Here is a 24,898-nt window from a genome sequence, read left to right as displayed (position 1 = left end):
CAGCGTATTTACAGGTCCCCGGACTCGGGGCTATCGCGGGTCGGTTCGCTCCGGCTCGGTGCCTCATCGGTGATGCCTATGAACTGACTGCCGATGCCGTCGCACTCGGTGCGTCCGAGGCCGTCGGCCGGATCGGGCAGTTCATCCGCCCGGTGGTTCGAGCAGGTGATGTAGGTGAAGGGCGGCCACCACTTCTTGGGCCGCACGGCCTCGGTGTAGCCACAGATGGTGCAGGTGAGCGACGCCCAGACCGGCTTCTTTCCGGTGCGATTCGCGCGCGACTGCAGCAACCAGGCCGGCGGTTCGGCCTCCAGCCTGGCCAGCTGAGCTTCGCTCAGGCGCGACGGAATACCGTGGCGGGTGGCCATTTCCAGGGGGATATCCAGGCGCAGTGCTACTTCTCGTCGCGTAATCATCTCGCACTACGATAGGCGCTTTTTGGGGGCCGCGCGGAGCATCCGTTCGCAGCAGGCGCCCGTCACTGTGGGAGAATGACCCAATGCCAAACACTCCGTCCCCGCTGGGGCTGCTCCTGGACGTGGACGGGCCGATTGCGAGCCCGATCACCCGCACGATCAGTGCGCCGAGCATTGTGACCGACCTGATCACCCTGGCCGGGGCGCACGTGCCGATCGCCTTCATTACGGGGCGGTCTGCCGATTTCATTCGCGAGCAGGTCGTCGCGCCGCTCGTGGCCGCGGGTCTGCCCGAGAATTTTCGCATGTACGGGGTGTGTGAAAAGGGTGCTGTTTGGTTTCCGATCGGGTCAGACGGCATGGGCACAGTCGTGGTTGATCGGGCCGTCGCCCTACCGCTGGCTGTCACCGATGAAGTGCGCCAACTGGTCGCCGACTCATTCGCCGCCGAGATGTTCTTCGACGAGACCAAGCAGGCGATGATCTCGGTTGAGCAGCGCACCGATGTCAGCCGGGAGGCCTTTCAGGCCCGCCAATCCGAGTTCAATGACGCCGCTTTCGCCATTCTGGTCAGGCACGGGCTCGGCGTTCGATTCGAGAATCGCGAAAGCTCCGATGCCTCGGGGCAGATTCCGTTTCGGCTGGACGCCACTATCATTTCGACCGATATCGAATCGGTCACCCTGGACAAGGACTATGCGGCCAAGCGGGCGCTCGATTTCTTTGCCGAGAGCGGTCCGCTGCCCCGGTTGTGGCGGTCGGTGGGTGATTCGCGCAGCGACTACCGTATGGCCGACCACCTGCACGAGGCCGGCTATGACGTGTCGCACGTCGACGTGCGCCCGGCCGATGGAATTCTCGACCGGCCGTATCCGGTCATCGTCATCGGTGATCAGATTCACGATGAAGCCGGGGCAACTTTTCTGCGTTACTGGGTCGACAAGTTGGCGCTGCCCGCCTGATCGTCACGTATTGACGAAGCGGATGCCGTTCTGCAGCGTGCTGCGCAGCTCGAAGACCTTCTCGAAGCTGCCCCGTTCCATGCCGATCAGTCCCTCGCGCAGCACGCCGACCAGTCGTGACCGCGGAATGCCGATGATCATCGGGCGGCGGCCGCGCTTCGGCAGCGATACCGCTTCGTCGAGTGTGCCGTCGGGCAGCACGATAATGAGGGCGGTGAAACGCACCTTGAGGGCACGCGTGATCGATTTGGCGGCGTCTTCGAACTGATGGATCGGGCGGTCGTCGGGGTCGAGATCGTCACCGACCAGTTCGCCGCGGCGCAGCTGCACCGGGCCGCCCCAGTCTTCGGAGAGGATGCCGAACAGGCCGGCCGGGCCGAGGATGATGTGGTCGAGTTTGTCGGTCTGCGGGCCGGTGTCGATGTCGTGCCAGGCGGTGAATCCGATGCCGAGGTTGGCCACGAGTTGAGCGGTGGCCTCCTCGGCGAGGGCCTTGGCGAGGCAGTGCCGCACGAGACGGGGGGCGCTGCGGATCAGGGCTGGCGCGTACGGATCGTCGATGACGGTACCGCGGCCGGCCCATTCGCGCACGAGATCCAGGTATCTCAGGCGTGCCTGGCCGCCGGGGTGACCGTGCATGCGGGTTTTCAGGCTGGATTTCGTGGCCGGGCCACGGGCGGCGGGGGCGGCGTAGGCATCCGCTTCTGGATCGGTGTCACCGAAGCGACGGCGATCGTAGGCCGCCCGGTGATCGGGAGTACCGATGCGTTCCCACGCCAGCTGAACGGCATGAAACCGGGTCGCGCTGCCTCCGACGTCGGGGTGAGTTTTGCGCAGGAGGAGCCGGTAAGCGCGGCGCAACTCGTCGTTGGTCGCCGTCGGGCTCACACCGAGCACCTCGTAGGGGGTGGATGCGGCCGGGCTGTCATGCATCCTGAACGGTACCTTTCTGCGGGTGCGAGCAGATCGTCTCCGAGACGATCAGAGGATCCACCGTATCGCGGGAATCTGACATCCCGCCGAGGGCGACGGTCTCACAGCAGCGAGGGTTCAGCGTGGCTGCTAGTCGCGCAGCAGGTGGAACGGGATCGCCATGGAGAGGGACACGCAGAGAATTCCGGCTACGAAGGTCAGGCCCATGAGCGACGTGACGGAGAACGCCAGACCGAACAGCCAGAGGCCGAGGACGAAGATCGCGAACGCGGCGATGAAGGCGACAATGTGCATGGGAAACCCTTTCACGGCAGTGCCCGGTGTTTTCGCCCAGCAACTGGTTTGAACGTACTTATTCGAGCGTACCGGCTGGGGCCGATCGGAATTACAGGGAATCGCCGACGATCGCGTCGAGCGGCTCGATCAGTTCGGGTCCATTGCCGACGACCGGGGCGACCGCGTAGAAGTTCAGTGTTTCCACAACCTCATGGGATGCGGCGACAGCAGCATCGACGAGCGTCTGGTCGCCGTCCGTCGCCGGATCCAGCCACTGGTCCCACCACTCCTCGGGCAGGGGAACGGGGGTGCGGTCGTGAATCTGCGCGAGCGGGCCCAGAGCATCCGTTGTCAGGATTGTGGCGGACAGCACCCACCGCGCTGGGTCATCGTCGGCGGCCGCCGGATTCTTCCACCAGGCGTACAGGCCGGCGAAGGCGAGCGGAAGGCCGTCGTCCGAGTGGATGAAGTACGGCTTCTTCGCAGTTCCGTCGGTGTGCCACTCGTAATAGCCGGTGGCCGGCACGAGCGCACGCCGGGAACGCACCGACGTTTTGAAGGTCGGTTTCTCGGCGGCGGTCTCGGCTCGCGCATTGAAGGTCGGGAACTTCGAGGTGGGGTCGGTGGCGAAGGACGGAATCAGGGACCAGCGCGCCGATTCCAGCCGGCGCACGGCCGGATCGGTGCGCGCCGACTCGAGCACGATGGGGATCTGCTCCGTTGGCCGAATATTCCACGAGGGTTCCGGCAGGTTCTCTCCCTCATGCTCGACGTCGAACATGGCAGCCAGATCGGGCGCCGTATCGGTAATGATGAATCGACCACACATGTCTCCAGAATACCGTGGCCTGCCTAACGTATTAGCGAGCATCAGCTAGCGTCGATGCAATGGACGATCGATACAGCGCAGACGTGCTCTCCCCCGGCTGGCGCGAGGCCGGCCGCATCATTATTCCGACCCAGGAAGCGACCAGGGACCTCGTGGTGGAAGAGGTCGCGACCGGGTTCTGCGGGGCCGTCATTCGGGTCGAGAAGAAGATCGTCACTCTGGAAGACCGCCACGGCAAGCTGCGCCTGTTTCCGCTCGGCTCGGGGTTTCTCATCGACGGTAAACCGGTCACACTGATAGCTCCGACCATGGCGGCAGCCCTCGGCCGGGTGCGCACCGCCTCGGGCTCGACGGCGGTTCCGGATGCCCCGGCGCGCGTCGCGCGCGCCAGCCGGATCTTCGTTGAGGGCCGGCACGACGCCGAACTCGTGGAGAAGGTCTGGGGTGCCGACCTGCGCATCGAGGGCGTCGTCGTCGAGTACATCGAGGGCGTGGACAACCTGGACGAGATTCTGCGCGCGTTCCGACCGGGTGCCGGACGCCGCGTCGGCGTGCTCGTCGACCACCTCGTGCCGGGGTCGAAGGAGAGTCGCATTGCGGAGGCTGTGGCGCGCGGGCCGTTTGCGGCGAACGTGCTGGTGGTCGGGCATCCGTTTGTCGACGTCTGGCAGTCGGTGAAACCGGCTCGCGTCGGCCTCGCCGCGTGGCCCGAGATACCGCGGAACATCGAGTGGAAGCACGGAATCTGCGCGGCACTCGGCTGGCCGCACGAGGAGCAGGCCGATATTGCCAGGGCCTGGCAGCGCATCCTCGGCCAGGTGCGCACTTTTGCCGATCTGGAGCCGCAACTTCTCGGCCGGGTGGAACATCTGATCGACTTTGTGACAGCGGAATGACGTTTTTCGCGTCGCTTTCGGCAATCTCGCATTCGCGGTCATCCCCAGTGGTGGACCCGGAGTTCACCCCTTTTCCACAGCAAACGACACGCTTTCCGGTAAAAAAGGCGCTGAATTCCGAAACCATCCAGACTTGTGGGCTAGTGTTGGACTCGAAGTTGTAGTGCTTGCACGTCTTAAACGCCCTGATCGTGATTCATCTGGATCACAGTTAGTGCGCCACATTCCTTTCGGAAGCGGACGACGAATACCGCGACGAACGGTTCCGACAGTCGGGGCCGGTCTAACACTCCTGGAGGAGTTTTACAAATGGCAACAGGTACCGTGAAATGGTTCAACGCTGAAAAGGGCTTCGGCTTTATCGCACCCGACGACGGAAGCGCCGATGTTTTCGCGCACTACTCCGCGATCGCGTCGAATGGCTACAAGTCCCTCGATGAGAACCAGAAGGTCGAGTTCGAGGTAACCCAGGGCCCCAAGGGTCCTCAGGCCGAGAACATCCGCGCCCTCTAAATAGAGCTTGCGAAGAACGCCTCCCGCTCACGCGGGAGGCGTTCTTGTTTTAATCCTCGCGGCTGACCGGCCTACTTCACCAGGTCCTGCCACCCATCACCGTCGACATACTCGAAGATCAGGTTGGTCTCGGTATGGGCGACGGCCGGATGCTCCGCGAGATGTTCCAGCACAAAGTCGCGCAGGTGCGAGGCATCCGCTGCAGCCACGTGCAGCAGGTAGTCGTCGGCACCGGCCGTGTGGAAGAGCCCGATCACACCGGGCCAGTGCGGAGCGGCATTCCGAAAGTCATCGATCTGCACCCGGGCATGTTTGGCCAGCCGCACCGAAATAAGCGCCTGCAGGCTGGCCCCGAGCGCAGCCAGGTCGATATTGGCCCGGTAGCCACGAATATGGCCGAGCTGCTGCAACCGACGCAGTCGCAGCGATACTGTGGACTCGGCCACTCCGATCTCGCTGGCCAGGGCCGCACCGGAGGCCCGAGCATTGACCGACAGGGCGCGCAGCAGTGCACGGTCGACCCGGTCAAGTTCCGGCTTCTTTGATTCCATCAGCAGACTCCCTTATTTCTAGCAAGCTTATGCGATTCGGGTTTGTTATTTTCAAGGGTCTGCATAGTCACTTGCGTTCAAGGGCAGAACCTGTTTCTGTTGGCTCATGTTGCCACCGCTGTCACATATCGAAACCGTTGCCGTGCACGCCGGAATGGACGGTCTCACCGAGGCCGGAACGCACGTTCCGGGCATCGATCTGTCCACCACCAATCCGCTGCGCGGAGTGGAGTCTGGCGGGGATTCCTACGAGAACCTCGCCACCGGCGGCACGCCGGAACCCGGCGATTCCGCCGTCTACCAGCGACTGTGGCAGCCGGGCGTCGCCCGGTTCGAGAACGCACTGTCGGCCCTGGAACGGACCGCCGGCACCGTTGCCTTCGCCACCGGCATGGCGGCCCTGACCGCGACCCTTATTGCCACCGTGACGGCCGACAAACCGCACATTGTGGCGCTGCGTCCCCTGTATGGCGGTACCGATCATGTTCTCGCGAACGGGCTGCTCGGCACGACGGTCACCTGGACCGACCTGGCCGGCGTTGGTGCGGCCATCCGTTCAGATACCGGTCTGGTCATTCTGGAGTCACCGGCCAACCCGACGCTTGAGTTGACCGACATCCGGGCGGTGGCGAATGCTGCCGGTTCGGTTCCCGTGCTGGTGGACAACACCTTTGCGACGCCCGTGTTGCAGCGCCCGGTCGAGTCGGGCGCCACGCTCGTGCTGCACAGTGCGACCAAGTTTCTCGGCGGTCACGGCGATGCTATGGGCGGCACGGTGTCCGGGCCGGCCGAGTGGATGGTGCGGCTGCGACAGGTACGCGCGCTGACCGGCGGCCTGCTGCAGCCGTTCAACGCATACCTGCTGCATCGCGGGCTGCGCACCCTGCCGATTCGGGTGCGCGCCCAACAGACGAGTGCTGGCGAGATTGCTGACCGGCTCAGCGCCCATCCGGCGCTGACCCGGGTGCTCTACCCCGGGCTGCCCGGCCAGGACCCGCACGGGCTGATCGGCAGGCAGAGCACCGGGGCCGGGTCCCTGATCGCGCTCGATCTCGGCTCCTTTGCCGCCGCCGTGCGCTTCACCGAGGCGCTGCGACTGATCACCCACGCGGTGTCGCTCGGCGGGGTCGATTCGCTCGTGCAGCATCCGGCCTCGCTCACCCACCGACCGGTGGCGGCTGATGCACGACCGGGCGCCGGCATCGTGCGGCTGTCGATCGGGCTCGAGCACGTCGACGATCTGATGGACGACATCCTCACCGCCCTGCTGGTCGCCCGCGTGCCGGTGGGAGCAGTCGCGACGGCCTAGCTGCGGCCGAGGCGGCGGCGCAGCAGATCGATCCGCATCTGCAGCTGGGTCACGCTGGCCTGGGCGACGGCGGGCCCGCCGCAGATCCGACGCATCTCCGCGTGGATCATGCCGTGCGGTTCATTGGCGAGCTTGGACCACATGCCCACGAGGCTCGACAGCAGGGTGCGCTGTTCCTTCAGGGTTCGGTACAGGGGCGGCGGCTCGAGCGGGGCGATCTCCCCTGTCACCGGATCCTTGCGCTTGTCGGTTGAACGTTTGGACTGCCGTGACTGGCGTTGACGCAGCAGCTCCGACACCTGTTCCGGTTCGAGCAGGCCGGGGATGCCGATGAAGTCGAATTCCTCGTCGGTGCCCGGTTCGGCGAGCTCACCGAATTCGTCGCCGTCGAACATGACCATGTCGAAGGTCGCCTGCGAGTCGAGGGCCTGCCAGGTGAAGTCGTCCAGGCCGAGGTCGTCTGACGCCTTGTCTTCCTTGTTCGCCGCGGCGACCATGGCATCTTCGGGGTTGTACATGCCGTCGTCGCCGTCTTCACGATTGCTGCGATCGAGGGCGTGATCGCGTTCCAGCTCTAGCGCGTTGGCGAGGCTGAGCAGCCCGGGCACGTTGGGCAGAAAAATGGAGGCCGTTTCGCCGCGTCGGCGCGCGCGCACGAACCGGCCGATCGCCTGGGCGAAGTACAGCGGTGTGGCCGCGCTGGTCGCGTAGACACCGACGGCGAGCCGCGGCACGTCGACGCCCTCCGACACCATGCGCACGGCGACCATCCACCGACGGGTGTTCTTGGAGAACTCGTCGATCCGGTCGCTGGCTTCCTTCTCGTCGGAGAGCACAATGGTGACCGGTTCACCGCAGATGTCCTCGAGGATGACGGCGTAGGCGCGTGCGGTGGTCTGGTCCGTGGCAATGACGAGGCCACCGGCATCCGGAATGCCGCGCCGCACCTCGGTCAGTCGGGAGTTCGCGGCGCGCAGCACCGAGGGAATCCACTGCCCGCTGGGCTCGAGCGCGGTGCGCCAGGCCTGGCTGGTGATGTCCTTGGCGTTGCCCTCGCCGAGCTTGGCTTCCATCTCGTCGCCGGCCCGGGTACGCCACTTCATGTGCCCGGCGTAGACCATGAACATCACCGGGCGCACAACACCGTCGGCGAGGGCTCGGCCGTAGCCATAGGCATAGTCGCTCTGCGACATACGGATGCCGTGTTTGTCGGGCAGATAGCTGACGAACGGGATCGGCGAGGTGTCCGAGCGAAACGGGGTGCCGGTAAGTGAGAGGCGCCGGGTGGCCGGGCCGAAGGCCTCACGAATCGCGTCGCCCCAGCTGAGGGCATCTCCCCCGTGGTGAATTTCGTCGAGGATGACCAGGGTGCGGCTGGACTCGGTGAGCTGCTTGTGCAGGGCGGCTCGGGCAGCCACCTGGGCATAGGTGACGACGACGCCGTGATAGTGGCTGCCGTAACTGCGGTCGGCGTTCTTGAACATGGGATCAAGACGGATGCCGGCGCGCGCCGCAGCATCCGCCCACTGGTTTTTGAGATGCTCGGTCGGCGCGACAACGGTGATGCGGTCGATTGTGCGCCGGGAGCGGAGTTCAGCGGCCAGGCGCAGGGCAAACGTGGTCTTTCCCGCTCCCGGCGTTGCCGCGGCGAGAAAGTCGCGTGGCTCGTGCACGAAGTAGGCCTCGAGCGCCTCGGCCTGCCAGGCGCGCAGCTTGCCGGCGGTACCCCAGGCCGCGCGTTCGGGGAAGGACGGCGACAGGTGTTCGGCTGCACTCGTTCCCTGCGCGGGACCGAAAACCGATGGAGTATTCACTTCTCACAAATCTACCAAAGACCACCGACGTTCGTCGCCGACGGCACCGTTTGCACCAATGGCTCAGGGTTCAGACACAATGGTTTGATGACGAAGCAACAGCATCCATGGTCGCGCTACGTCGCGCTCGGCGATTCGTTCACCGAGGGCATCGGTGACCCGGAAGAGCAGAGCCCTGGTGGGCACCGGGGCTGGGCCGACCGGATCGCCGAGGTACTGAGCGAAGGGACCGATGATTTCGCCTATGCCAACCTGGCCGTGCGCGGCAAACTCATCCGGCAGATCGCCGACGAACAGATCGAGCCAGCGCTGGCCCTGCGCCCGGACCTGATCACGATTTCGGCCGGCGGCAACGACGTCATTCGTCCCGGAACTGACCCGGATTTCATCGCGGCCCGCTGCGATGAGGTGGTTTCCGGGCTCTCCCGGGACGGCGCGACGGTCGTGCTGTTCACCGGAGCCGACGTGGGATTCTCTCCCGTGTTTCGTAGCATTCGCGGCAAGGTCGCGATCTACAACGAGAATATCCGGGCCATTGCCACGAAGTACGACTGCATCGTGGCCGACATGTGGCAGCTCACCGAAATTCAGGATCCGCGCATGTGGGCGCCCGACCGGCTGCACCTCAACGCCCTCGGGCACCACACCGTGGCGCGCATGGTGTTGCAGACCCTCAATGTGAAGAACTCGCTCGAGCCGAGCGAGCCGGAGCCCATGCCCGGAACCACCTGGCGGCAGGCCCGCACCGAAGATTTTGTCTGGGCGCGGGAGTACCTCGTGCCGTGGGTGCTGCGCCGGGTGCGCCACCAGTCCTCCGGCGATCACGTCCTGCCCAAGCGTCCCAAAGCCGGCCCCTCCACGCTCCCCCGCGTCTGACCCGCATTTCGGTCCACTAGACGGGGCAGGTCGTGGCCGGGCGAGTGGGCAGCCGGGCGGGTCAGCCGGCGGCGAGTTCGCCCGGGTGGCCCATGCGCCAGGCCGGGCCGGGATCGGTGACGCTGTCCTGCAGTTCAAGCGGCACCGTCACCGGAGATCCCGTGCCGATCGTGAACGACAACTCGCCGACGTCGTCGCCGGCCCGGCCCAGCTGCAAATCGGTCGCCGTCGCGGAACCCGAAATAGGTGAGTCTGACCAGACCAAAGCGGATGCCGCCCGCGCGGCGACGATATCGCTCACGTCACCCCACTGGGTCCTATAGCTGCCGTACACGGTGCCGGCCTCGGCCAGGACGACGTCGTGGAACCCGGGCTGCACACTCTGGATCAGCGCCGCGATCGCCGAATTGAGTTCGGAGTGGGTGTCGCCACCCAGCATCACGCCTACGAGCGTGACTGTGTTGTCGCCGACGGTGAAATCGGTGGAAAAGAGCAGGCAGGCGCCGGCGACATCCGTTGTACCGGTCTTGATACCGTCGACGCCGTCGCGACCGAGCAGCTTGTTGGTGTTGGTTACCGTGCCGATGACCGGCAGCACCGCCGAGGGCAGGGCGACGATTTCGGCCAGCGCCGGGTGACCGACGACGAGCTTGCCGATCTCAACGAGGTCGGCCGGAGTGCTCACGCTCGACGACGAGATGCCGCTCGTGTCGGCGACGCTGGTCTGGCTGAGTGAGTTGTCGGCCAGCCAGGTTTTCGCTGCCGCCAGGTAGCCGTCGGTCGAGCCGAACGCCCACACCGCGAGAGACGCCGCATAATTGTTGGCCGAGGGCAGCAGCATTGCTTCGAAAGCCTGCCGCTGGGTCAGTTCCATTCCGGCGACCACGGGCGCAACCGACCCATTTTCGGCGATCACCTCGTAGTAGATATCGACGTCGGCGTCGGTGAACGTAATCGCGGGGCCGTCCTCCCCCGCGCCCAGTGGTTTGGCATCGAGGATGACGAGGGCGGTGACCATCTTGGTGATGCTCGCGATCGGCACCGTGTCCTGTTCGCCGCTCGAGGCCAGCACGCCGGGAAAACCGACTGCGCCGATCGCGCTTTCACCGAAGGTCGGCCAGACCAAAGCGGCGGCTGGTTGGGTCAGCGCCGCTGGCTGCACGATCGTGGCAGCGCTCTCCGGAACGGGAGCCAGGGCGGTGGCGCCGACATAGCCGACGCCGCCCAGCACCACGAGCAGAACGCTGGCGACGGCGAGTCGACGCCGTCGGAGGGTGACACGCCGGGAGGGAGACATCCGCTCAGCCTAACTTCTTCGTCGCGCTCGGCGGGTCGGCGCGCTCACGCCCGCGTGCGCAGCGCGTACAGCGCGACCGCGCTCGCGGAGGCGACGTTGAGCGAGTCGACGCCGTGCAGCATCGGAATGGTCACGACCGTGTCGGCGGCTTCGAGCGCGTGCTGGCTGAGCCCGTCGCCTTCGGCACCGAGGATGATCGCGAGCCGCTCGGGCGGCGCCTCGGCAAACACGTCCAGAGAGACCGCATTGTCGGCCAGCGCCAGCGCGGCGAGGTGAAAACCGGCGGCGTGCAGCAGCGGGGTGGCCACGCTCCATTCCGGGAGGCGGGTCCACGGCACCTGCAGCACCGTGCCCATGCTCACGCGCACGCTGCGCCGGTAGAGCGGGTCGGCGCAGCGCGGGGTGATCAGCACGGCATCGGCGCCGAGCCCGGCCACGGAGCGAAAGATGGCCCCGACGTTGGTGTGGTCGACGATGTCTTCGAGGATCACGATGCGGCGGGCCTGGGTGAGAAGCGCCTCGACCGGCTCGAGCACCGGCCGGTGCATCGCGGCGAGGGCACCGCGATGCAGGTTGTAGCCGGTCAGCTGTTCCAGCACGCTCGCGTCGCCGACATAAACCGGAACTTCGGGCCAGTCGGCGAGCAATCGTTCGGCGTCGGGCATCCACTGTTCCTGAATAAGTAGGGAGCGCGGACGATGGCCGGCCCGAAGAGCACGAGCAATGACCTTGGGTGACTCGGCGATATAGAGGCCGCCGGCCGGCTCCAGCACTCGTCGCAGTGCGACGTCGGTCAAACGCGAATAGTCGGCGAGACCCGGGCTGGACAGGTCGGTAATGCGGGTGATCTGCACGGAAAAGTGCCTTTCAGAAGGGGTATTGAGCTCAAGCCTGACAGGTGGGTAGTCAAACGGGAAAACAGACGAGTTTAGAATCAAGGGACCAACAACTTTTGCTGCCCGTCTCTGCCCGAAAGGAACGCCGATGACTGCCGACTCGGTCGTGCCCCGCGACACGGTCCTGGTGGACGCGCTCGAGCCAACCGACGCCCCCGACGCCGACGCCGCGCTCGCCTCGGCGGTTGCCCTCGATTCCGAGCGGGCAGTGGATGCCGTCGCCACGCTCCTGCGCGGCAAGCGCGCCGCCGTGCTCACCGGCGCCGGCCTCAGCACCGATTCGGGAATTCCCGATTATCGCGGGGAAGGCGCGCCGAAGCGCACGCCGATGACCTTTCAGACCTTTGTCGCCGACGAACGATCCCGCAAACGCTATTGGGCCGGCAGCCACCTGGGCTGGAGCGTGTTTCGACGGGCCGAACCTAACCTCGGACACCGTTCTCTCGTGCAGCTGGAAAGCGCCGGCGCCATTGCCGGGGTCATCACCCAAAACGTTGACGGACTGCATACCCGGGCCGGATCGCGCCATGTCGTCGAACTGCACGGGTCCCTCGACCGGGTCATCTGCCTGGACTGCGGGCAGGCATTCGGCCGGGATAGCATCGCTGCCCGGCTGGAGGCCGACAACCCGGTTCTGCGTGATTCGGACAGCATCCGAATCGCTCCGGACGGCGATGCCGACGTCGGCAACATCGACGACTTCGTGGTGCCGGCCTGCACGGTCTGTGGCGGCATGCTCAAGCCCCGGGTGGTCTTTTTCGGTGAACTCGTGCCGACGGAAACGTTTCTGGAGGCATCCGCTTTGATTCAGGCTGCGGATGCCCTGATCGTTGCCGGGTCGTCGCTCGCGGTGAATTCGGGCATCCGTCTGGTGGAACAGGCCAGGCGCCGCAAACTGCCGATCATCGTGATCAACCGTGGGGCGACCAAGGGCGACGGGCGAGCCCTGCACAAGCTCGAGGCCGGAACCAGCGAAACCCTCGCCGCACTGGCCGACCGGCTGCTGGGCTGACCGCGCTTGTGCGCGGCCCTGGAAATCACCGGTGAATCGGGGCAATCACTCGTGACCAGGTTCGCCATTGTGCGTCATGGCCAGACCGACTGGAATTTGAACCAGCGGATCCAGGGCCGCACCGACATTCCCCTCAACGCCACCGGGCGCGCCGAAGCCGTCGCCGCCGCTGAGCGTCTGCAGAGCCGGCAGTGGGATGCCATCGTGACCAGCCCTCTGATGCGCGCTGCGGAATCGGCCAGAATTATTGCCGCGGAGCTCGGGTTGGAGGAACCCGAGGTGGTTCCCGCCCTGACCGAACGTCACCACGGCGCCATCGAGGGCCTCACCTTCGCCGAGCGTCAGCACCGTTTTCCTGACGGTGTGGCCGTTCCCGGACTCGAGACCCGCCGCGACGTCATCGACCGGGTGCTCGCTGCGCTATCAGCACTTGCCGCCAGGCATACTGGCCAATCCGTTCTCGTGTTGAGTCACGGCGGCATCATCGGAACGCTGCTGCGTCACCTCACGGACGGCGACCGCCCTCGGCACGGCGAGTACATCGCCAATGGGTCCGTGCACGATTTCGCCTGGGCGGACGATCAGCTGCTGCTGACCCACTTCGATGCGGCGATGCGCCAGCCGGGCGACCACGGCTCGTCGCCGGTGCTGTGACGCCTCCAGCTGATCTGCGGGCGCCTTTAGGGCGCTGAAATTGGCACCTCGTGTTCAGCGGGATGCCTCAGCGGAGCGAGGTGCCACTTTTCGCCCCTTTGTTTTCGCGAGCGGCGAGCACCATGCGGCCAAAGTTGGCACCTCACGCGTGGCCACAAGCCCTGCACGCGTGACCTTCGCCGCTACTCAAATTTGTCGGCGTTGACCCTGGCCGTTGGAACGGCATCGCCGGTCGGGGATCCGCGGCGAATGCTCACGCTGACCACCGCGGCGATGATGCAGAGGCCGGCGGCGGCGTTCCGGTGCCGATCAGCACCCCCCAGGTGAGCATGAGGTGCCACGGTGACGTGGCGAAGGTACTGAGAGCACTTCCCGCTGCGACGATGAAGAGCGCACCCGTCGTCACTCCGCGAATGCCGAATCTCTGCATCAGGGCAGCGGCGAACGGCGCGGTCAGACCGAACAACAGCAGGTTCACCCCAACGGCTGCCGCGAGTTCCCCCCCTCGACCAGGAGAATTCCTCCTCGATCGGCACCATGAGCACTCCGGGGGCCGCACGGAATCCGGCCGCACCGAAGAGCGCAAGAAAGGCCACGGCGGCGATGATCCAGGCCGGGTGGATGCCGCGGGGCCACAGCAGAGAGAGACCCGACCCGCTTTCCGTGCCTGGGCGGCGCCGGCCGAATCGTGTCATCATTTGAGATGAGCGAATTCTCAGGCGAATCTCGGTCGATTCACGGCATTAGGTCACGGATCGCGAACGGCTATGCCGGGGGCTCGGTACCTTCCAATACCTCGAGCAGGGTTCGGGCCGAAGCGGCCCAGGTGAACCGCGCCGCCTGATCGACTGACTGGGCCGATCTGGCCGCCCACTCCCCCGGCTCGGCGAGACGCCGAACAGCCTTAGCAATGGAATTCTCGCTGCGAGGGTCGAAATACAGGGCGGCGACCCCGCCGATCTCCCGAAAAATGGGAATGTCGCTGACCACAACGGGGATGCCGAGGCTCATCGCCTCGACCAGCGGAATTCCAAAGCCCTCATCGAACGAGGCGGTCACCAGTGCGGTGGCCGAGCGCAACAACCGGTGATAATCGGCATCGCTGACCCCATCGTGAAAGACCAGGCGCGCCTGCGGGGCGCGGCGGCTCAGCCGGGAACGTTCGGCTGCGGACACCCGGCTGAGCAGATGCAGCTCGTATTCCGGCAGGTCCGCCATGGCCAGAACCAGGGTGTCGAGGTTCTTGTACGGCATGAACGAGCCCATGTAGACGAGCCGGGTGGTCTCCGGAATGCTGCGATGACGCACCGCCCCCAGAGCGGGATCGGCGGCGTTGGCCACCACCGTGACCGGTCGCCGGGTGAGCCGATGCTCTGTGATCAGCGTCCGGGTGGTCTCGGACACGGTCACGACGCCGTCGGCGCCGTTGAGCAGCATCCGCTGTGGCCACCAGGAGAGGTGGTAGGCCCGCCAGAGCAGACGGATAAACGCGGGCAGGTCACGCGGTGGTGTGCGGTTGCGGTAATAAATGAGGTCGTGCACGGTGAGAAACAGCCGATACTTGCGGCCCCACGAGCCCATGGTCTGCATCGGACTGAACACCACGTCGGGCTTCAACCGGTTGACCGACAGCGCGATCAGCGGTTCGAGCAGACTGGTCGGTGCCCGCACAAGCTGCCACGGCAAGGCCGGCAACATCGCCAGTTGCCGATGGTCGCTGATCAGCATGGTGAGCGGATGCAGCCGGCCGAGTTCGGTCACCAAACCAGCGGTGTACCGGCTGATGCCGTCGTGCTGATCCAAACGGACGTACCGGCAGTCGACCACGATTTTCACTCCGGTCGCTCCTCGGCAAGAAATTCACGAATGTAGGTGGCCGCCGGTTTCGGCGTTTCATAGTGGATGAGGTGACCCACGTTGTCGACGACGCGCAAGGTCGCGTTCGGGAACAAGCTCTGCAACCGATATTGCGCGTCGAGCGGTGTGATGTCGTCGCGGTCGGCCGCGATCAACAGCGTCGGTTGCCGAATGCGTGCCGCAAATTCGCTCACGTCGTGGCTGACCGAAGCGGTGAACGCCGCCATGACCACCTGACGGTTTGCGAAGGCGCTGAAGTATCGATCGTGCTGGTTGTGGATCCAGCGCCGCAACGCCGGGTCCCGCGTTTTCGCCATGCTCACGCTCATGACGCGCACGATAGCCCGGTTCTGCAGCAGAGCGTAGCCCCACCGTTCCGGAAGGGATGCTGCGGCCCAGTAGTAGAAGACGGCCAGTCGGGTCAGAATTCCGCGCGGTCCGGACAATGCCGGGGCGGCGATCGGGTTGACCAGAACGACGTCGTCGGCGGCCAGCCCCTCGGCGACGGCCGCGGCGACCACGATCGACCCGAAGGAATGCCCGAGCACGACCAGACGCCCCGTGGGGGCCAGTACCTTGAGAAATTCGCGCAGCCAGCGGGCGTATCCGGCCAGGGAATGGTCCCCGTCGGGGAGCGGCTCCGACCGGCCGAATCCGGGCAGGTCCGGTGCGATGATGCGCAGGGCGGGAGCTGCGGCATCCGTTTCGACGGCCCTGGACAATTCACCGGCACCGAGCATCTCGGCCACGACCAGTTGCAGTCCGTGGTGATCGCCGCGAAACCCGTGCACGAGAACCAGAGTGGTCGTGGCGGCGGGGTCGCCGTATTCCCAGTATTGGGTGGCGCTGCTTCGCCCGTTCGCACCGAGAACGGATGCCGTGAGTTCGCGCACCGTCAGGCCAGCCAGGACTTTGTCGTAGGGAGAAGAAACGATCACCGGCCCTAGTTTAGGCGGGAGACTTCCGCAAAGCTGGACCTGAACCGGATCGCTCGATCTAGACTCAAGCCACGACGCGCAACGAGAGAGAGCCCTTTGCGGGGACGGAAGGACAGCCGTGAGTTTCACCGCCCCCATTCAGTTACCCGGATTGGCCCTCGACCCGCTGTGGTATCGCCGCGCCGTCTTCTACGAGGTGATGGTTCGTTCCTTCGTGGACAGCAACGCCGATGGATCCGGCGATCTCTCCGGGCTGGTATCGAAGCTCGACTACCTGCAGTGGCTCGGAATCGACGCCCTGTGGATTCCGCCGTTCTTCAACTCTCCGCTGAAAGACGGCGGTTACGACGTGGCCGACTACCGCACGATTTTGCCGGAGTTCGGTACCCTCGAGGAATTCAAGGATCTCGTCACCAAGGCGCACGAACGTAACATGCGCATCGTGATCGATTTTCCGCTCAACCACACCTCGGACCAGCACGAATGGTTTCAGCAGTCCCGTGAAGACCCGGACGGGCCCTACGGCGACTTCTATGTCTGGAGTGACACCGACGAGCGGTACCCCAACATTCGCATCATCTTCACCGACACCGAGGAATCGAACTGGGCGTTCGACCCGGTACGTCGGCAGTTCTTTTTTCACCGCTTCTTCTCGCACCAGCCCGACCTCAACTTTGAAAACCCGGCCGTGCAGGAGGCGATCTTCGACGTCATCCGCTTCTGGCTCGACCTCGGCGTCGACGGCTTTCGGCTCGACGCGATCCCCTACCTGTTCGAGTCCGAAGAGGGCAACGGTGAGGGCGAGCCGCCGACTCACGAGTTCGTCAAGCGTCTGCGGGCCATGGTCGACCGCGACTATCCTGGCCGAGTCATGATCGCCGAGGCCAACCAATGGCCCCGCGAGGTCGCTGCCTTCTTCGGCACCGAGGAAGAACCGGAATGCCACATGGCGTTCGACTTTCCGGTCATGCCACGCATTTTCTACTCTTTACGTTCCCAGCAGGCCAACGAACTGGTGCGAGTGCTCTCCGAAACGACCGACATCCCCGAGGGCGCCGGCTGGGGCGTATTCCTGCGCAACCACGACGAGCTCACCCTCGAAATGGTCAGCGAGGAATACCGGCAGGCTATGTACGGCTGGTACGCCTACGACCCGCGGATGCGCGCCAATATCGGCATCCGCAGACGGCTCGCCCCGCTGCTCGACAATTCGCGGGCCGAGCTGGAACTGGCCCACGCCCTGCTGTTTGCCCTGCCTGGCAGCCCGTTTCTGTACTACGGCGATGAGATCGGCATGGGCGACAACATCTGGCTTCCCGACCGGGACAGTTCGCGTACGCCGATGCAGTGGACCCCCGACCGCAATGCCGGTTTTTCGGATGCCGATCCCGGCAAGCTATTTCTGCCCGTTGTGCAGTCCCTCGTCTACAACTTCACCCAGACCAACGTGGAGTCGCAGCTGGCCCAGTCCGGTTCGCTCCTGCACTGGATTCGCAATGTGATCCACGTGCGTAAGGCACACCAGACCTTCGGACTCGGCACGATCCGCGTGCTCAATACCAACCACGAATCGGTGTTGGTGTTCACCCGCAGCTACGCCGGCTCCGGCTCCATGTTTGGCGACCAGCCCGAAACCGTGCTGTGCGTGTTCAGTTTCTCGCACAACCCGGTCGCGTTCACGATCGACGACGTCGACATGGCCGGAACGCGGTTGTACGACCTGTTCGGTGGAGCAGTCTTTCCGAGCTTCAATGACGAAGGATCGCTCACGCTCACCCTGGGTGCGCAGAGCTTCTACTGGCTGCACTGCGGTTGACAGGCAATTAAACGAATGCTGCCGCAGATAACCGGATGCTGCGAGCTCGGCAAAAGCTCATCCGCTGTCCTTGTTGCCGCAACCGATGGCACGTATCCTTAGGACTAGCAAGCTGTCGTCCTAGGTCTGGAGGCCGGTCGATCGTGCCTGAATTGTCCAGCTCAGATTGTGGCGTCGAAGACGTGGCGCTGTGCGCCAAATTTCTCGACGCGTTGCCGGTCACCGGCGCTGCGGTTTCGGTCTTTGGCGGGGCCGTTCCCGAAACGGTTGTCTGCGCCACCGATGGGCTGGCCGCTCGCCTCGATGAGCTTCAGTTCGATTTGGGCGAAGGCCCCCGGTGGGAGGCGGCGCGCACGCGCATTCCCGTGCTCGAACCTCGGGTGCGCGAGGGTGAGCATCCGCTCTGGCCGGTCTTTTTCTCGGCACTTTTGGACACCGAGGTGGAGGCGCTCTACGTTTTTCCACTCACCCTCGGCGCGCTCGATGTGGGCATCGTCGAGCTCTACAGCACCACCTCCGGAGCGCTGGATCGCACCGACCGGGCGAAAGCACTGGTCCTGGCCAACCAAACCGCCTGGAACCTGTTGGATCGGCTGCTTCGGGTCAAGGAATCCACCGCGTCAGCGACGATTACGGAGGCTTCTCCCCTGTCGAGGCGGGAAATTCATCAGGCCACCGGCATGGTGCTCGTGCAGATGAATGTCACGCCGACGGATGCGCTGCTACTCCTGCGCGGGCACGCGTTTGCGCACGGCAAGACCGTGCGCACGATCGCCGGTGACGTGGTTGCGCGGCGGTTGCAGTTCACGCCGGAAACCGAGTAAAAAAACAGGAAAGGTCATAGAATTAACCCATGGTCACTCAGACTCGTGCCTCGATGGTGAGCGCCGCCTTCGTGAAGTTGACGGACACTCTGGTGGGCGAATATGACGTTCTCGACGTGCTGCACACCCTCGTCGAGGAATGCGTTGAGTTGCTCGACGCCTCAGCTGCCGGCCTCCTGCTGGCCGATCCGAGCGGCGAACTGCAGGTCGTCGCCTCAACCAGCGAGGAAAGTTATCTCGTCGAAGTTTTGCAACAGCAGGCCGGCGCCGGGCCGTGCGTTGACTGTTACCTCACCGGCAAGGTCGTCACCATGGGCGATATCGCTGCTTCCGGCGATACCTACCCCGTTTTCAAGGCGGCCGCGCTGTCCCAGGGTTTCCGCTCGGTGCACGCCATTCCCATGCGGGTACGTAACCGGGCGATCGGCGCTCTCAATCTGTTCCGTACCGAGACCGGCGATGTCACACCCGAAGACGCTGCTATCGGCCAGGCCATGGCTGACGTTGCAACGATCAGCATTCTGCAGGAACGCACCGTGCGCGAAGACGCCGTGGTCAACGAACAGCTGCAACGTGCCCTCAACAGCCGCATCGTGATTGAACAGGCCAAGGGGGTCATCGCCCAGCTCAGCACCGTCGACATGGACGAAGCCTTCAAGAGATTACGAGCGGATGCCCGCGCCCGCAACCACACCATGCGCGAGAGCGCCGAGAATGTCATCAACCGTCGCATTCGGCTCTAACGAATTCCCCGCCGATAGCTGACCCCACTCCGGGACGCAACCGCGTTGGTTGCTGGCAACAGACACTGCGGCGCCGAAGTCCAGCATTGTGCCCCGCGTACCGACCACCTACGCCGGACGTGAGCCACCCGCAACTCCTAGGTCGATCTCAGCGCTCGCGGCCCGTTCTCTCGCCGGAGAGTGGCGCCGCGGAAGTGTGTCGGTGGTCGGCCCTAGGGTTGAAGTATGAGCACCTGGAGCGATCACCTCGCCGTATTCGACCTTGAGACCACCGGCATCGACGTAGAATCCTGCCGCATCGTGTCGGCCACCGTCGCAGTCCTCGACGCGAGCGGCACCGCCGTCGAGCGCATCGACTGGCTCGTCGATCCGGGCGTTGAGATTCCCGCCGGTGCCACCAACGTGCACGGCATCACCACGGAGCACGCCGTGCAACACGGTCGCGTCGCCACCGAAGCCGTCGCCGAGATCGTTGCGGCACTTCGCGCGCACCTGGCCGACGGACTGCCCATCGTCGCCTACAACGCCCCGTACGACCTCACCCTGCTCAATCGTGAAGCCGTGCGCTATGGCATCGCCCCGCTCGTCTCCCCCAGCCCGGTGGTCGACCCCCTCGTCATTGACAAGGCCGTCGACAAGTACCGCAAGGGGAAGCGCACCCTCGAAGTGACGAGCGCGTTCTACGGTGTCAGCCTCGATGACGCGCACGATGCCGGTGCGGATGCGATCGCCGCCGGCCGGGTCGCCCAGGCGATTCACCGCGCGCACCGCGTGGCCCTGCCGACCACCCTCGATGAGATGCACGCCCTGCAGGTCACTTGGTATCGCCAGCAGGCCGAAAGCTTTCAGGAATACATGCGCCGCGGCCGCGATCCCGAATTTTTGGCCGATACTGCCTGGCCCCAGCGCTAACTAGGACCAGCGCTAACTAGGACCAGCGCTAAGCAACCAACTCCAGATACGAAAAAGCGACCAGCCGAGGCTGGTCGCTTTTTCGTTGGAACTAAAAAACAGGGCCTATTTGCCGAAACCCTTGTAGCGCGAGTTGAACTTCTCCACGCGTCCGGCGGAGTCCATGATGCGCTGCTTGCCCGTGTAGAACGGGTGCGACTCGGAGGAGATTTCCACGTCGATGACCGGGTACGTGGTTCCGTCTTCCCACTCGATGGTCTTCTTGCTGGAGACCGTCGAACGAGTCAGGAAGGTCGCACCGGAGGCGAGGTCGCGAAAGACCACGGGAGCGTACTCGGGGTGGATGTCAGACTTCATGAGAATTTCCTTTTGCACTTCTGGTGAACAGACTTGTAACTGGTCACAGTGCTGTTCGAATGTTGGGCCCGCAGCCCCAGGAGGCGACAAGCTGGTTGGCCAAATGGCCAGCCACTAACTTTAGCAGAACACCGTGGCTTTGGAGCGCTGGGCGCGCGGCGAAAGCAACCGCCCTAGATCGCTCGTGCCGCGTAGCGTCCATCTGTCTCGGTGAGCTCAATCTTGAGACCGAAGGTCTCGCTGAGCGCCGTGGCGGTGAGCGCCTCAGCGATCGGGCCGGCGGCGACGATCTTGCCCTGCGACAACAGCAGTACGTGCGTGAATCCGAGGGGAATTTCTTCGACGTGATGGGTCACCATGATGATGGCCGGAGAGTTCGTCTCGCGGGCAAAACCACTCAGCAGCTGCAGCAGGGATTCCCGGGCACCGAGGTCCAGGCTCGCGGCGGGCTCATCGAGCAGCAGCATCTCCGGATCGGTCATGACCGAGCGGGCGATTTGCACCCGCTTCTGCTCGCCGTCACTGAGGGTGCCGAACTTGCGATCGGCGAGGTGATCGAGGTTCCATTCCTGCAGAACGCGCTGGGCACGGCGTTCATCGATGGTTGCATATTCTTCATTCCAGCGGCCAGTCACCGAGTACGCGGCCGTCATGACAACGTCGATGACCTTTTCGTTGCCGGGAACCTTGCGCGCCATGGCGGTCGAAGCGAAGCCGATACGGGGCCGCAGCTCGAAGACATCCGTTCCACCGAGGGTCTCATCGAGCACCTCGGCCTGCCCGGTCGACGGGTGCATGAAGGCGGCGGCGATCTGCAACAGGGTGGTCTTGCCGGCACCGTTGGGGCCGAGAATCACCCAGCGTTGGTCGTCGTCGACGCTCCAATTCACTGAGTCGAGGATGGCGGTGCCACCCCGGACGACGGAGACGTCGGTGAAATGCAAAACGTTGACCATACAGCCATGTTATCGGGCGCCGCGCTTGCCGACAGACCGTGCGAACCTGCCTCGGCGCGTCGCAGTGGGACGCGCCGAGGCAGCAGATACGGCCAGCTCAGAGCAGGGCGGCGTAGATCTCCCGTGTGCGGGTGGCGATCTGAGCCCAGCCGAATACTTGCTCGGCACGGACCCGACCGGCGCGCCCCATCTCGGCCGCGCGAGCCGGATCGCTCACGACCTCGGTGAGGGTGCGGGCCAGGTCGGCGACGAACTGTTCGGGGTGCAGGGGCGTTCCGGTGCCGTCGGTGAACTGCTCGATCGGCACGAGACGCCCGGTCTCGCCGTCAGCGACGACCTCGGGGATTCCACCGGTTGCGGTACCGACCACGGCGAGGCCGCAGGCCATGGCCTCAAGATTGACGATTCCGAGGGGCTCGTAAATAGACGGGCAGACGAACACCGTTCCCTGCGTCAGGACCGCGGCGAGCTCGTGCTGGGCCAGCAGCCGGTTGATCCAGACCACGCCGGAGCGTTCCTGCTGCAGGGATTCGACACCGGCCGTAACCTCGGCGAGAATTCCGGGCGTGTCCGGTGCGCCCGCGCACAGCACCAATTGCACCTCCGGCGGCAGCAACTGCGCCGCACGCAACAGGTAGGGCAGGCCCTTCTGTCGGGTGATGCGTCCCACGAAGACGACGGAGGGGCGCTCGGGGTCTATTCCCAGGCCGCGCACAAAATCGTCATCCCTGGTCGGTTTCCACCGCTCAAGATCGATGCCGTTGTAGACCGTGTGCACCCGGCTGGCGTCGAGTGCGGGGTAGCTGCGCAGGATATCGCTACGCATGCCGTCGCTGACGGCGATCACAGCATCCGCTGCTTCAAAGGCGGTTTTCTCGATCCAGCTCGACACCCGATAGCCGCCGCCGAGCTGCTCGGCCTTCCACGGTCGCAATGGCTCCAGGCTGTGCGCCGTGACCACGTGCGGGATGTCGTGCAGCATTTGGGCGAGGTGCCCGGCCGCATTCGCGTACCAGGTGTGAGAGTGCACCAGATCGGCGCCAGCGGCGTCCTGCGCCATCTGCAGGTCGACCCCGAGGGTGCCCAGGGTCGCATTGGCGTCGGCCAATTGCGCGGGAACGTCGTAGGCGAACGTGTCGAGGTCGTCACGCGGCGCGCCGAAGCACCGAACGGACACCTCGATGTCATGCCGGAGCGCTCGCACCAGTTCGGTCACGTGTACACCGGCTCCCCCATAGATTTCCGGGGGGTATTCCTTGGTCATCAGATCCACTCGCATGGAGCAAAGGTAGCGCAGGGCGACACGGCGCACAGCCATGTTGCGAGTCGGCTTGCCGGGGAGGCCCTACTCTGTACACATGAAGGCCAAGAAGATCTTTGGAATCGTGCTCGCGGGTGGTGAGGGAAAACGGCTGATGCCGTTGACCGAAGACCGGGCGAAGCCTGCCGTCCCCTTTGGCGGGCATTACCGCCTGGTGGATTTTGCCCTCTCCAATCTGATCAACTCGGGCGTGACCCAGATCGTCGTGCTGACGCAGTACAAGTCACACAGCCTGGACCGCCACGTGTCGCAGACCTGGCATGTCTCGGGTGGGTTATTCAACTCGTACATCGCCTCGGTGCCGGCGCAGCAGCGCCTCGGCAAGCGCTGGTTCAGTGGCTCCGCCGATGCCATTCTGCAGAGCCTCAACCTCATTCACGATGAAAAGCCCGACATTGTCGTCGTGGTCGGTGCCGACCACGTCTACCGCATGGACTTCAGTCAGATGATCGACGCCCACATCGCGTCGGGGCTGTCCGCCACCGTCGCGGCCATCCGCCAGCCGATCGGTCTCGCCGACCAGTTCGGCGTCATCGAAGTGGATGCCGCCACCCCGGATCGAATCAGCGACTTTCGTGAAAAGCCCAAAGATGCCGTCGGACTCGCCGATGCCCCGCACGAGGTATTCGCCTCGATGGGCAACTACGTCTTCAACACCGATGCCCTGATCGAAGCCGTGCTGCGTGACGGTGAGCGCACCGACTCCAGCCACGACATGGGCGGCGACATTATTCCCGATTTCGTCTCGCGTGGCGACGCCGGCGTCTATGACCTGAAGCGAAACGAAGTACCCGGGTCGACCGATCGCGACCGCTACTACTGGCGCGACGTGGGAACGATCGACTCGTTTTTTGAGGCTCACCAGGACCTCATTTCGGCCCTGCCGGTGTTCAACCTGTACAACCAGGAATGGCCGATTTTCAGCATGCAGTTGAATTCGCCGCCGGCCAAGTTCGTGCGCGACGGCCAGGGCGCCCTCGGCACCATGATCGACTCGATCGTGTCGCTGGGCTGTGTCATCTCCGGCGCGCACATCGAGCGCAGCGTGCTCGGCCCCTGGACATCGATCGGCTCCGCCTGCGAGGTCGTGGACTCCATCATCTTCGACCGGGTGCAGATTCGACCCGGCGCCATCGTGCGGCGCGCCGTCCTTGACAAGGAAGTCATCGTCGAAGCTGGCGCCACCGTCGGTGTCGACCGGGATCGTGACCTGGCGCGGGGCTTCAGCGTGACCGAATCCGGCATCACCGTCGTCGGTAAGGGCGTGCTCGTTACTCCGTGATCGTTAGCTGCGCAGCACGTTTTCTCGTCGTTCTGGACGCCGACTCCACCCTCATCCAAGACGAGGTGATTGAGCTGCTCGCGGATGCCGCCGGCGTGCGCGAGCGCGTCGCCGAGGTGACCGACCGTGCCATGCGCGGTGAGCTCGACTTTGCCGAGAGCCTGCGTGAGCGGGTGTTGACCTTGACGGGGCTGCCGGAGAGCGTTTTTGCCGACGTGGGGCGACGCATCCGCCCGACCGACGGCGTGCCCGAACTGATCGCGGGCATTCATGCCGGCGGTGGCGTGGTCGGGGTGGTGTCCGGCGGCTTTCATGAACTGCTCGACCCCCTGGCCGCCGAGCTGGGGCTGGATCATTGGCGGGCTAATCGGCTTGAGGTGCAGGCCGGCCACCTGACCGGTCGCGTTATCGGACCGATCATCGACGCCGAGGCCAAGGCTGTCGCCCTGCGCGAATGGGCCGCACTGGAGCAGATCGCGCTCGCGCAGACTATTGCGGTCGGGGATGGTGCCAACGACTTGCGCATGATGGACGCGGCCGGACTCGCCGTCGCGTTCAACGCGAAACCGCGGGTGAAACGTGAGGCCGACCTGGTGATCGACCTGTGCGACCTCAGCCAGGTGCTGCCGCTTCTCGGCCTGCGCGGCTGAACGGACAG

General features: G+C 64.8%; 26 protein-coding genes and 1 pseudogene. 13 read left to right on the top strand and 14 right to left on the bottom strand.

Features of this window, described 5'->3' with window-relative positions:
- Positions 1-8: 8 nt before the first annotated feature.
- Positions 9-416, bottom strand: coding sequence for a hypothetical protein (locus E3T46_RS06395; RefSeq protein ID WP_134577889.1), 408 nt, complete (start codon positions 414-416; stop codon positions 9-11).
- Positions 417-499: 83 nt separating this feature from the next.
- Here E3T46_RS06395 and E3T46_RS06390 point away from each other — a divergent pair, with 83 nt between their 5' ends.
- On the top strand, positions 500-1,378 hold the full coding sequence (locus E3T46_RS06390; protein ID WP_134577888.1) for a hypothetical protein: 879 nt from the start codon (positions 500-502) through the stop codon (positions 1,376-1,378).
- Positions 1,379-1,381: 3 nt separating this feature from the next.
- Here the strand turns inward: E3T46_RS06390 and E3T46_RS06385 are convergent, their stop codons facing one another.
- The 3 genes from E3T46_RS06385 to E3T46_RS06380 all read right to left on the bottom strand — a co-directional run bounded on the left by E3T46_RS06385 (position 1,382) and on the right by E3T46_RS06380 (position 3,416).
- Complete coding sequence (locus E3T46_RS06385) at positions 1,382-2,311, bottom strand: nuclease-related domain-containing protein (protein ID WP_134471644.1); 930 nt, start codon at positions 2,309-2,311, stop codon at positions 1,382-1,384.
- Between the two features lie 129 nt (positions 2,312-2,440).
- Positions 2,441-2,605: a hypothetical protein gene (locus tag E3T46_RS17785; protein WP_166787591.1), complete on the bottom strand. Its 165-nt coding sequence runs from the start codon at positions 2,603-2,605 to the stop codon at positions 2,441-2,443.
- 91 nt (positions 2,606-2,696) lie between these two features.
- Positions 2,697-3,416 (bottom strand): SOS response-associated peptidase, encoded by a 720-nt coding sequence (locus E3T46_RS06380; RefSeq protein WP_134577887.1) that lies wholly within the window; start codon positions 3,414-3,416, stop codon positions 2,697-2,699.
- Between the two features lie 59 nt (positions 3,417-3,475).
- Between E3T46_RS06380 and E3T46_RS06375 the strand changes: the two genes are divergently transcribed.
- Together E3T46_RS06375 and E3T46_RS06370 are read left to right on the top strand one after the other, a co-directional pair.
- Positions 3,476-4,312 (top strand): DUF3097 domain-containing protein, encoded by an 837-nt coding sequence (locus tag E3T46_RS06375; RefSeq protein WP_134442068.1) that lies wholly within the window; start codon positions 3,476-3,478, stop codon positions 4,310-4,312.
- Positions 4,313-4,621: 309 nt separating this feature from the next.
- A complete protein-coding gene (locus E3T46_RS06370; protein WP_035840308.1) occupies positions 4,622-4,825 on the top strand; it encodes a cold-shock protein in 204 nt (67 codons plus the stop codon).
- A 71-nt stretch (positions 4,826-4,896) separates the two neighbouring features.
- Here E3T46_RS06370 and E3T46_RS06365 read toward each other — a convergent pair whose 3' ends face one another.
- Positions 4,897-5,376, bottom strand: a complete 480-nt coding sequence (locus E3T46_RS06365; protein ID WP_092107921.1) for an Lrp/AsnC family transcriptional regulator — start codon at positions 5,374-5,376, stop codon at positions 4,897-4,899.
- A 106-nt stretch (positions 5,377-5,482) separates the two neighbouring features.
- Here E3T46_RS06365 and E3T46_RS06360 point away from each other — a divergent pair, with 106 nt between their 5' ends.
- The gene (locus tag E3T46_RS06360; RefSeq protein WP_134577886.1) at positions 5,483-6,685 is read left to right on the top strand and encodes a PLP-dependent aspartate aminotransferase family protein; all 1,203 of its coding nucleotides are present in this window, start codon (positions 5,483-5,485) and stop codon (positions 6,683-6,685) included.
- On the opposite strand, the gene E3T46_RS06355 is transcribed toward E3T46_RS06360, so the two are convergent.
- Complete coding sequence (locus E3T46_RS06355) at positions 6,682-8,499, bottom strand: DEAD/DEAH box helicase (RefSeq protein WP_134577885.1); 1,818 nt, start codon at positions 8,497-8,499, stop codon at positions 6,682-6,684. The two genes, E3T46_RS06360 and E3T46_RS06355, sit on opposite strands and share 4 nt — an antisense overlap.
- Positions 8,500-8,586: 87 nt before the next feature.
- Here E3T46_RS06355 and E3T46_RS06350 point away from each other — a divergent pair, with 87 nt between their 5' ends.
- The gene (locus tag E3T46_RS06350; protein WP_134577884.1) at positions 8,587-9,375 is read left to right on the top strand and encodes an SGNH/GDSL hydrolase family protein; all 789 of its coding nucleotides are present in this window, start codon (positions 8,587-8,589) and stop codon (positions 9,373-9,375) included.
- A gap of 61 nt (positions 9,376-9,436) precedes the next feature.
- Here E3T46_RS06350 and E3T46_RS06345 read toward each other — a convergent pair whose 3' ends face one another.
- Positions 9,437-10,672 (bottom strand): D-alanyl-D-alanine carboxypeptidase, encoded by a 1,236-nt coding sequence (locus E3T46_RS06345; protein WP_134577883.1) that lies wholly within the window; start codon positions 10,670-10,672, stop codon positions 9,437-9,439.
- Positions 10,673-10,716: 44 nt separating this feature from the next.
- Positions 10,717-11,526: an RNA methyltransferase gene (locus E3T46_RS06340; RefSeq protein WP_134577882.1), complete on the bottom strand. Its 810-nt coding sequence runs from the start codon at positions 11,524-11,526 to the stop codon at positions 10,717-10,719.
- A 130-nt stretch (positions 11,527-11,656) separates the two neighbouring features.
- Between E3T46_RS06340 and E3T46_RS06335 the strand changes: the two genes are divergently transcribed.
- On the top strand, positions 11,657-12,580 hold the full coding sequence (locus E3T46_RS06335; RefSeq protein WP_134577881.1) for an NAD-dependent protein deacetylase: 924 nt from the start codon (positions 11,657-11,659) through the stop codon (positions 12,578-12,580).
- Positions 12,581-12,631: 51 nt separating this feature from the next.
- The gene (locus E3T46_RS06330) at positions 12,632-13,234 is read left to right on the top strand and encodes a histidine phosphatase family protein (protein ID WP_134577880.1); all 603 of its coding nucleotides are present in this window, start codon (positions 12,632-12,634) and stop codon (positions 13,232-13,234) included.
- Between the two features lie 295 nt (positions 13,235-13,529).
- Here the strand turns inward: E3T46_RS06330 and E3T46_RS18395 are convergent.
- The 3 genes and pseudogenes from E3T46_RS18395 to E3T46_RS06315 form a co-directional block, all read right to left on the bottom strand.
- Positions 13,530-13,875, bottom strand: a pseudogene (locus tag E3T46_RS18395) (MFS transporter); the annotation flags it as partial.
- Between the two features lie 124 nt (positions 13,876-13,999).
- Positions 14,000-15,070, bottom strand: a complete 1,071-nt coding sequence (locus tag E3T46_RS06320; protein WP_134577879.1) for a glycosyltransferase family 1 protein — start codon at positions 15,068-15,070, stop codon at positions 14,000-14,002.
- Positions 15,067-16,029: an alpha/beta hydrolase gene (locus E3T46_RS06315; protein ID WP_241978836.1), complete on the bottom strand. Its 963-nt coding sequence runs from the start codon at positions 16,027-16,029 to the stop codon at positions 15,067-15,069. Before E3T46_RS06315 ends, E3T46_RS06320 begins: the two co-directional genes overlap by 4 nt.
- 118 nt (positions 16,030-16,147) lie before the next feature.
- Here E3T46_RS06315 and treS point away from each other — a divergent pair, with 118 nt between their 5' ends.
- From treS to E3T46_RS06295, 4 genes are all read left to right on the top strand, one after another.
- The gene (gene treS, locus E3T46_RS06310; RefSeq protein WP_134442086.1) at positions 16,148-17,845 is read left to right on the top strand and encodes a maltose alpha-D-glucosyltransferase; all 1,698 of its coding nucleotides are present in this window, start codon (positions 16,148-16,150) and stop codon (positions 17,843-17,845) included.
- A gap of 143 nt (positions 17,846-17,988) precedes the next feature.
- Entirely contained in the window at positions 17,989-18,669 is a 681-nt protein-coding gene (locus E3T46_RS06305; RefSeq protein WP_241980491.1) for a GAF and ANTAR domain-containing protein, read from the top strand.
- 29 nt (positions 18,670-18,698) lie between these two features.
- Entirely contained in the window at positions 18,699-19,412 is a 714-nt protein-coding gene (locus E3T46_RS06300; RefSeq protein WP_104132461.1) for a GAF and ANTAR domain-containing protein, read from the top strand.
- A gap of 225 nt (positions 19,413-19,637) precedes the next feature.
- Complete coding sequence (locus tag E3T46_RS06295) at positions 19,638-20,324, top strand: exonuclease domain-containing protein (RefSeq protein ID WP_134577878.1); 687 nt, start codon at positions 19,638-19,640, stop codon at positions 20,322-20,324.
- 105 nt (positions 20,325-20,429) lie between these two features.
- Here the strand turns inward: E3T46_RS06295 and E3T46_RS06290 are convergent, their stop codons facing one another.
- The 3 genes from E3T46_RS06290 to glgA form a co-directional block, all read right to left on the bottom strand.
- Complete coding sequence (locus E3T46_RS06290; RefSeq protein WP_092448573.1) at positions 20,430-20,681, bottom strand: type B 50S ribosomal protein L31; 252 nt, start codon at positions 20,679-20,681, stop codon at positions 20,430-20,432.
- 173 nt (positions 20,682-20,854) lie between these two features.
- Positions 20,855-21,637: an ABC transporter ATP-binding protein gene (locus E3T46_RS06285; RefSeq protein ID WP_134577877.1), complete on the bottom strand. Its 783-nt coding sequence runs from the start codon at positions 21,635-21,637 to the stop codon at positions 20,855-20,857.
- A 97-nt stretch (positions 21,638-21,734) separates the two neighbouring features.
- On the bottom strand, positions 21,735-22,916 hold the full coding sequence (gene glgA, locus E3T46_RS06280; RefSeq protein WP_134577998.1) for a glycogen synthase: 1,182 nt from the start codon (positions 22,914-22,916) through the stop codon (positions 21,735-21,737).
- Between the two features lie 79 nt (positions 22,917-22,995).
- Between glgA and E3T46_RS06275 the strand changes: the two genes are divergently transcribed.
- Together E3T46_RS06275 and serB are read left to right on the top strand one after the other, a co-directional pair.
- Positions 22,996-24,240 (top strand): glucose-1-phosphate adenylyltransferase, encoded by a 1,245-nt coding sequence (locus tag E3T46_RS06275; protein ID WP_134577876.1) that lies wholly within the window; start codon positions 22,996-22,998, stop codon positions 24,238-24,240.
- Positions 24,237-24,890, top strand: a complete 654-nt coding sequence (serB, locus tag E3T46_RS06270; RefSeq protein WP_134577875.1) for a phosphoserine phosphatase SerB — start codon at positions 24,237-24,239, stop codon at positions 24,888-24,890. The genes E3T46_RS06275 and serB overlap by 4 nt, the downstream gene beginning before the upstream one ends.
- Positions 24,891-24,898 lie beyond the last annotated feature (8 nt).

This window comes from Cryobacterium sp. Hh11 (assembly GCF_004404045.1).
In the GTDB taxonomy this organism is placed as follows: Bacteria; Actinomycetota; Actinomycetes; order Actinomycetales; family Microbacteriaceae; genus Cryobacterium; species Cryobacterium levicorallinum.
Note: the sequence above shows the minus strand (reverse complement) of the source record. Positions and strands in the feature narration are given on the sequence as shown.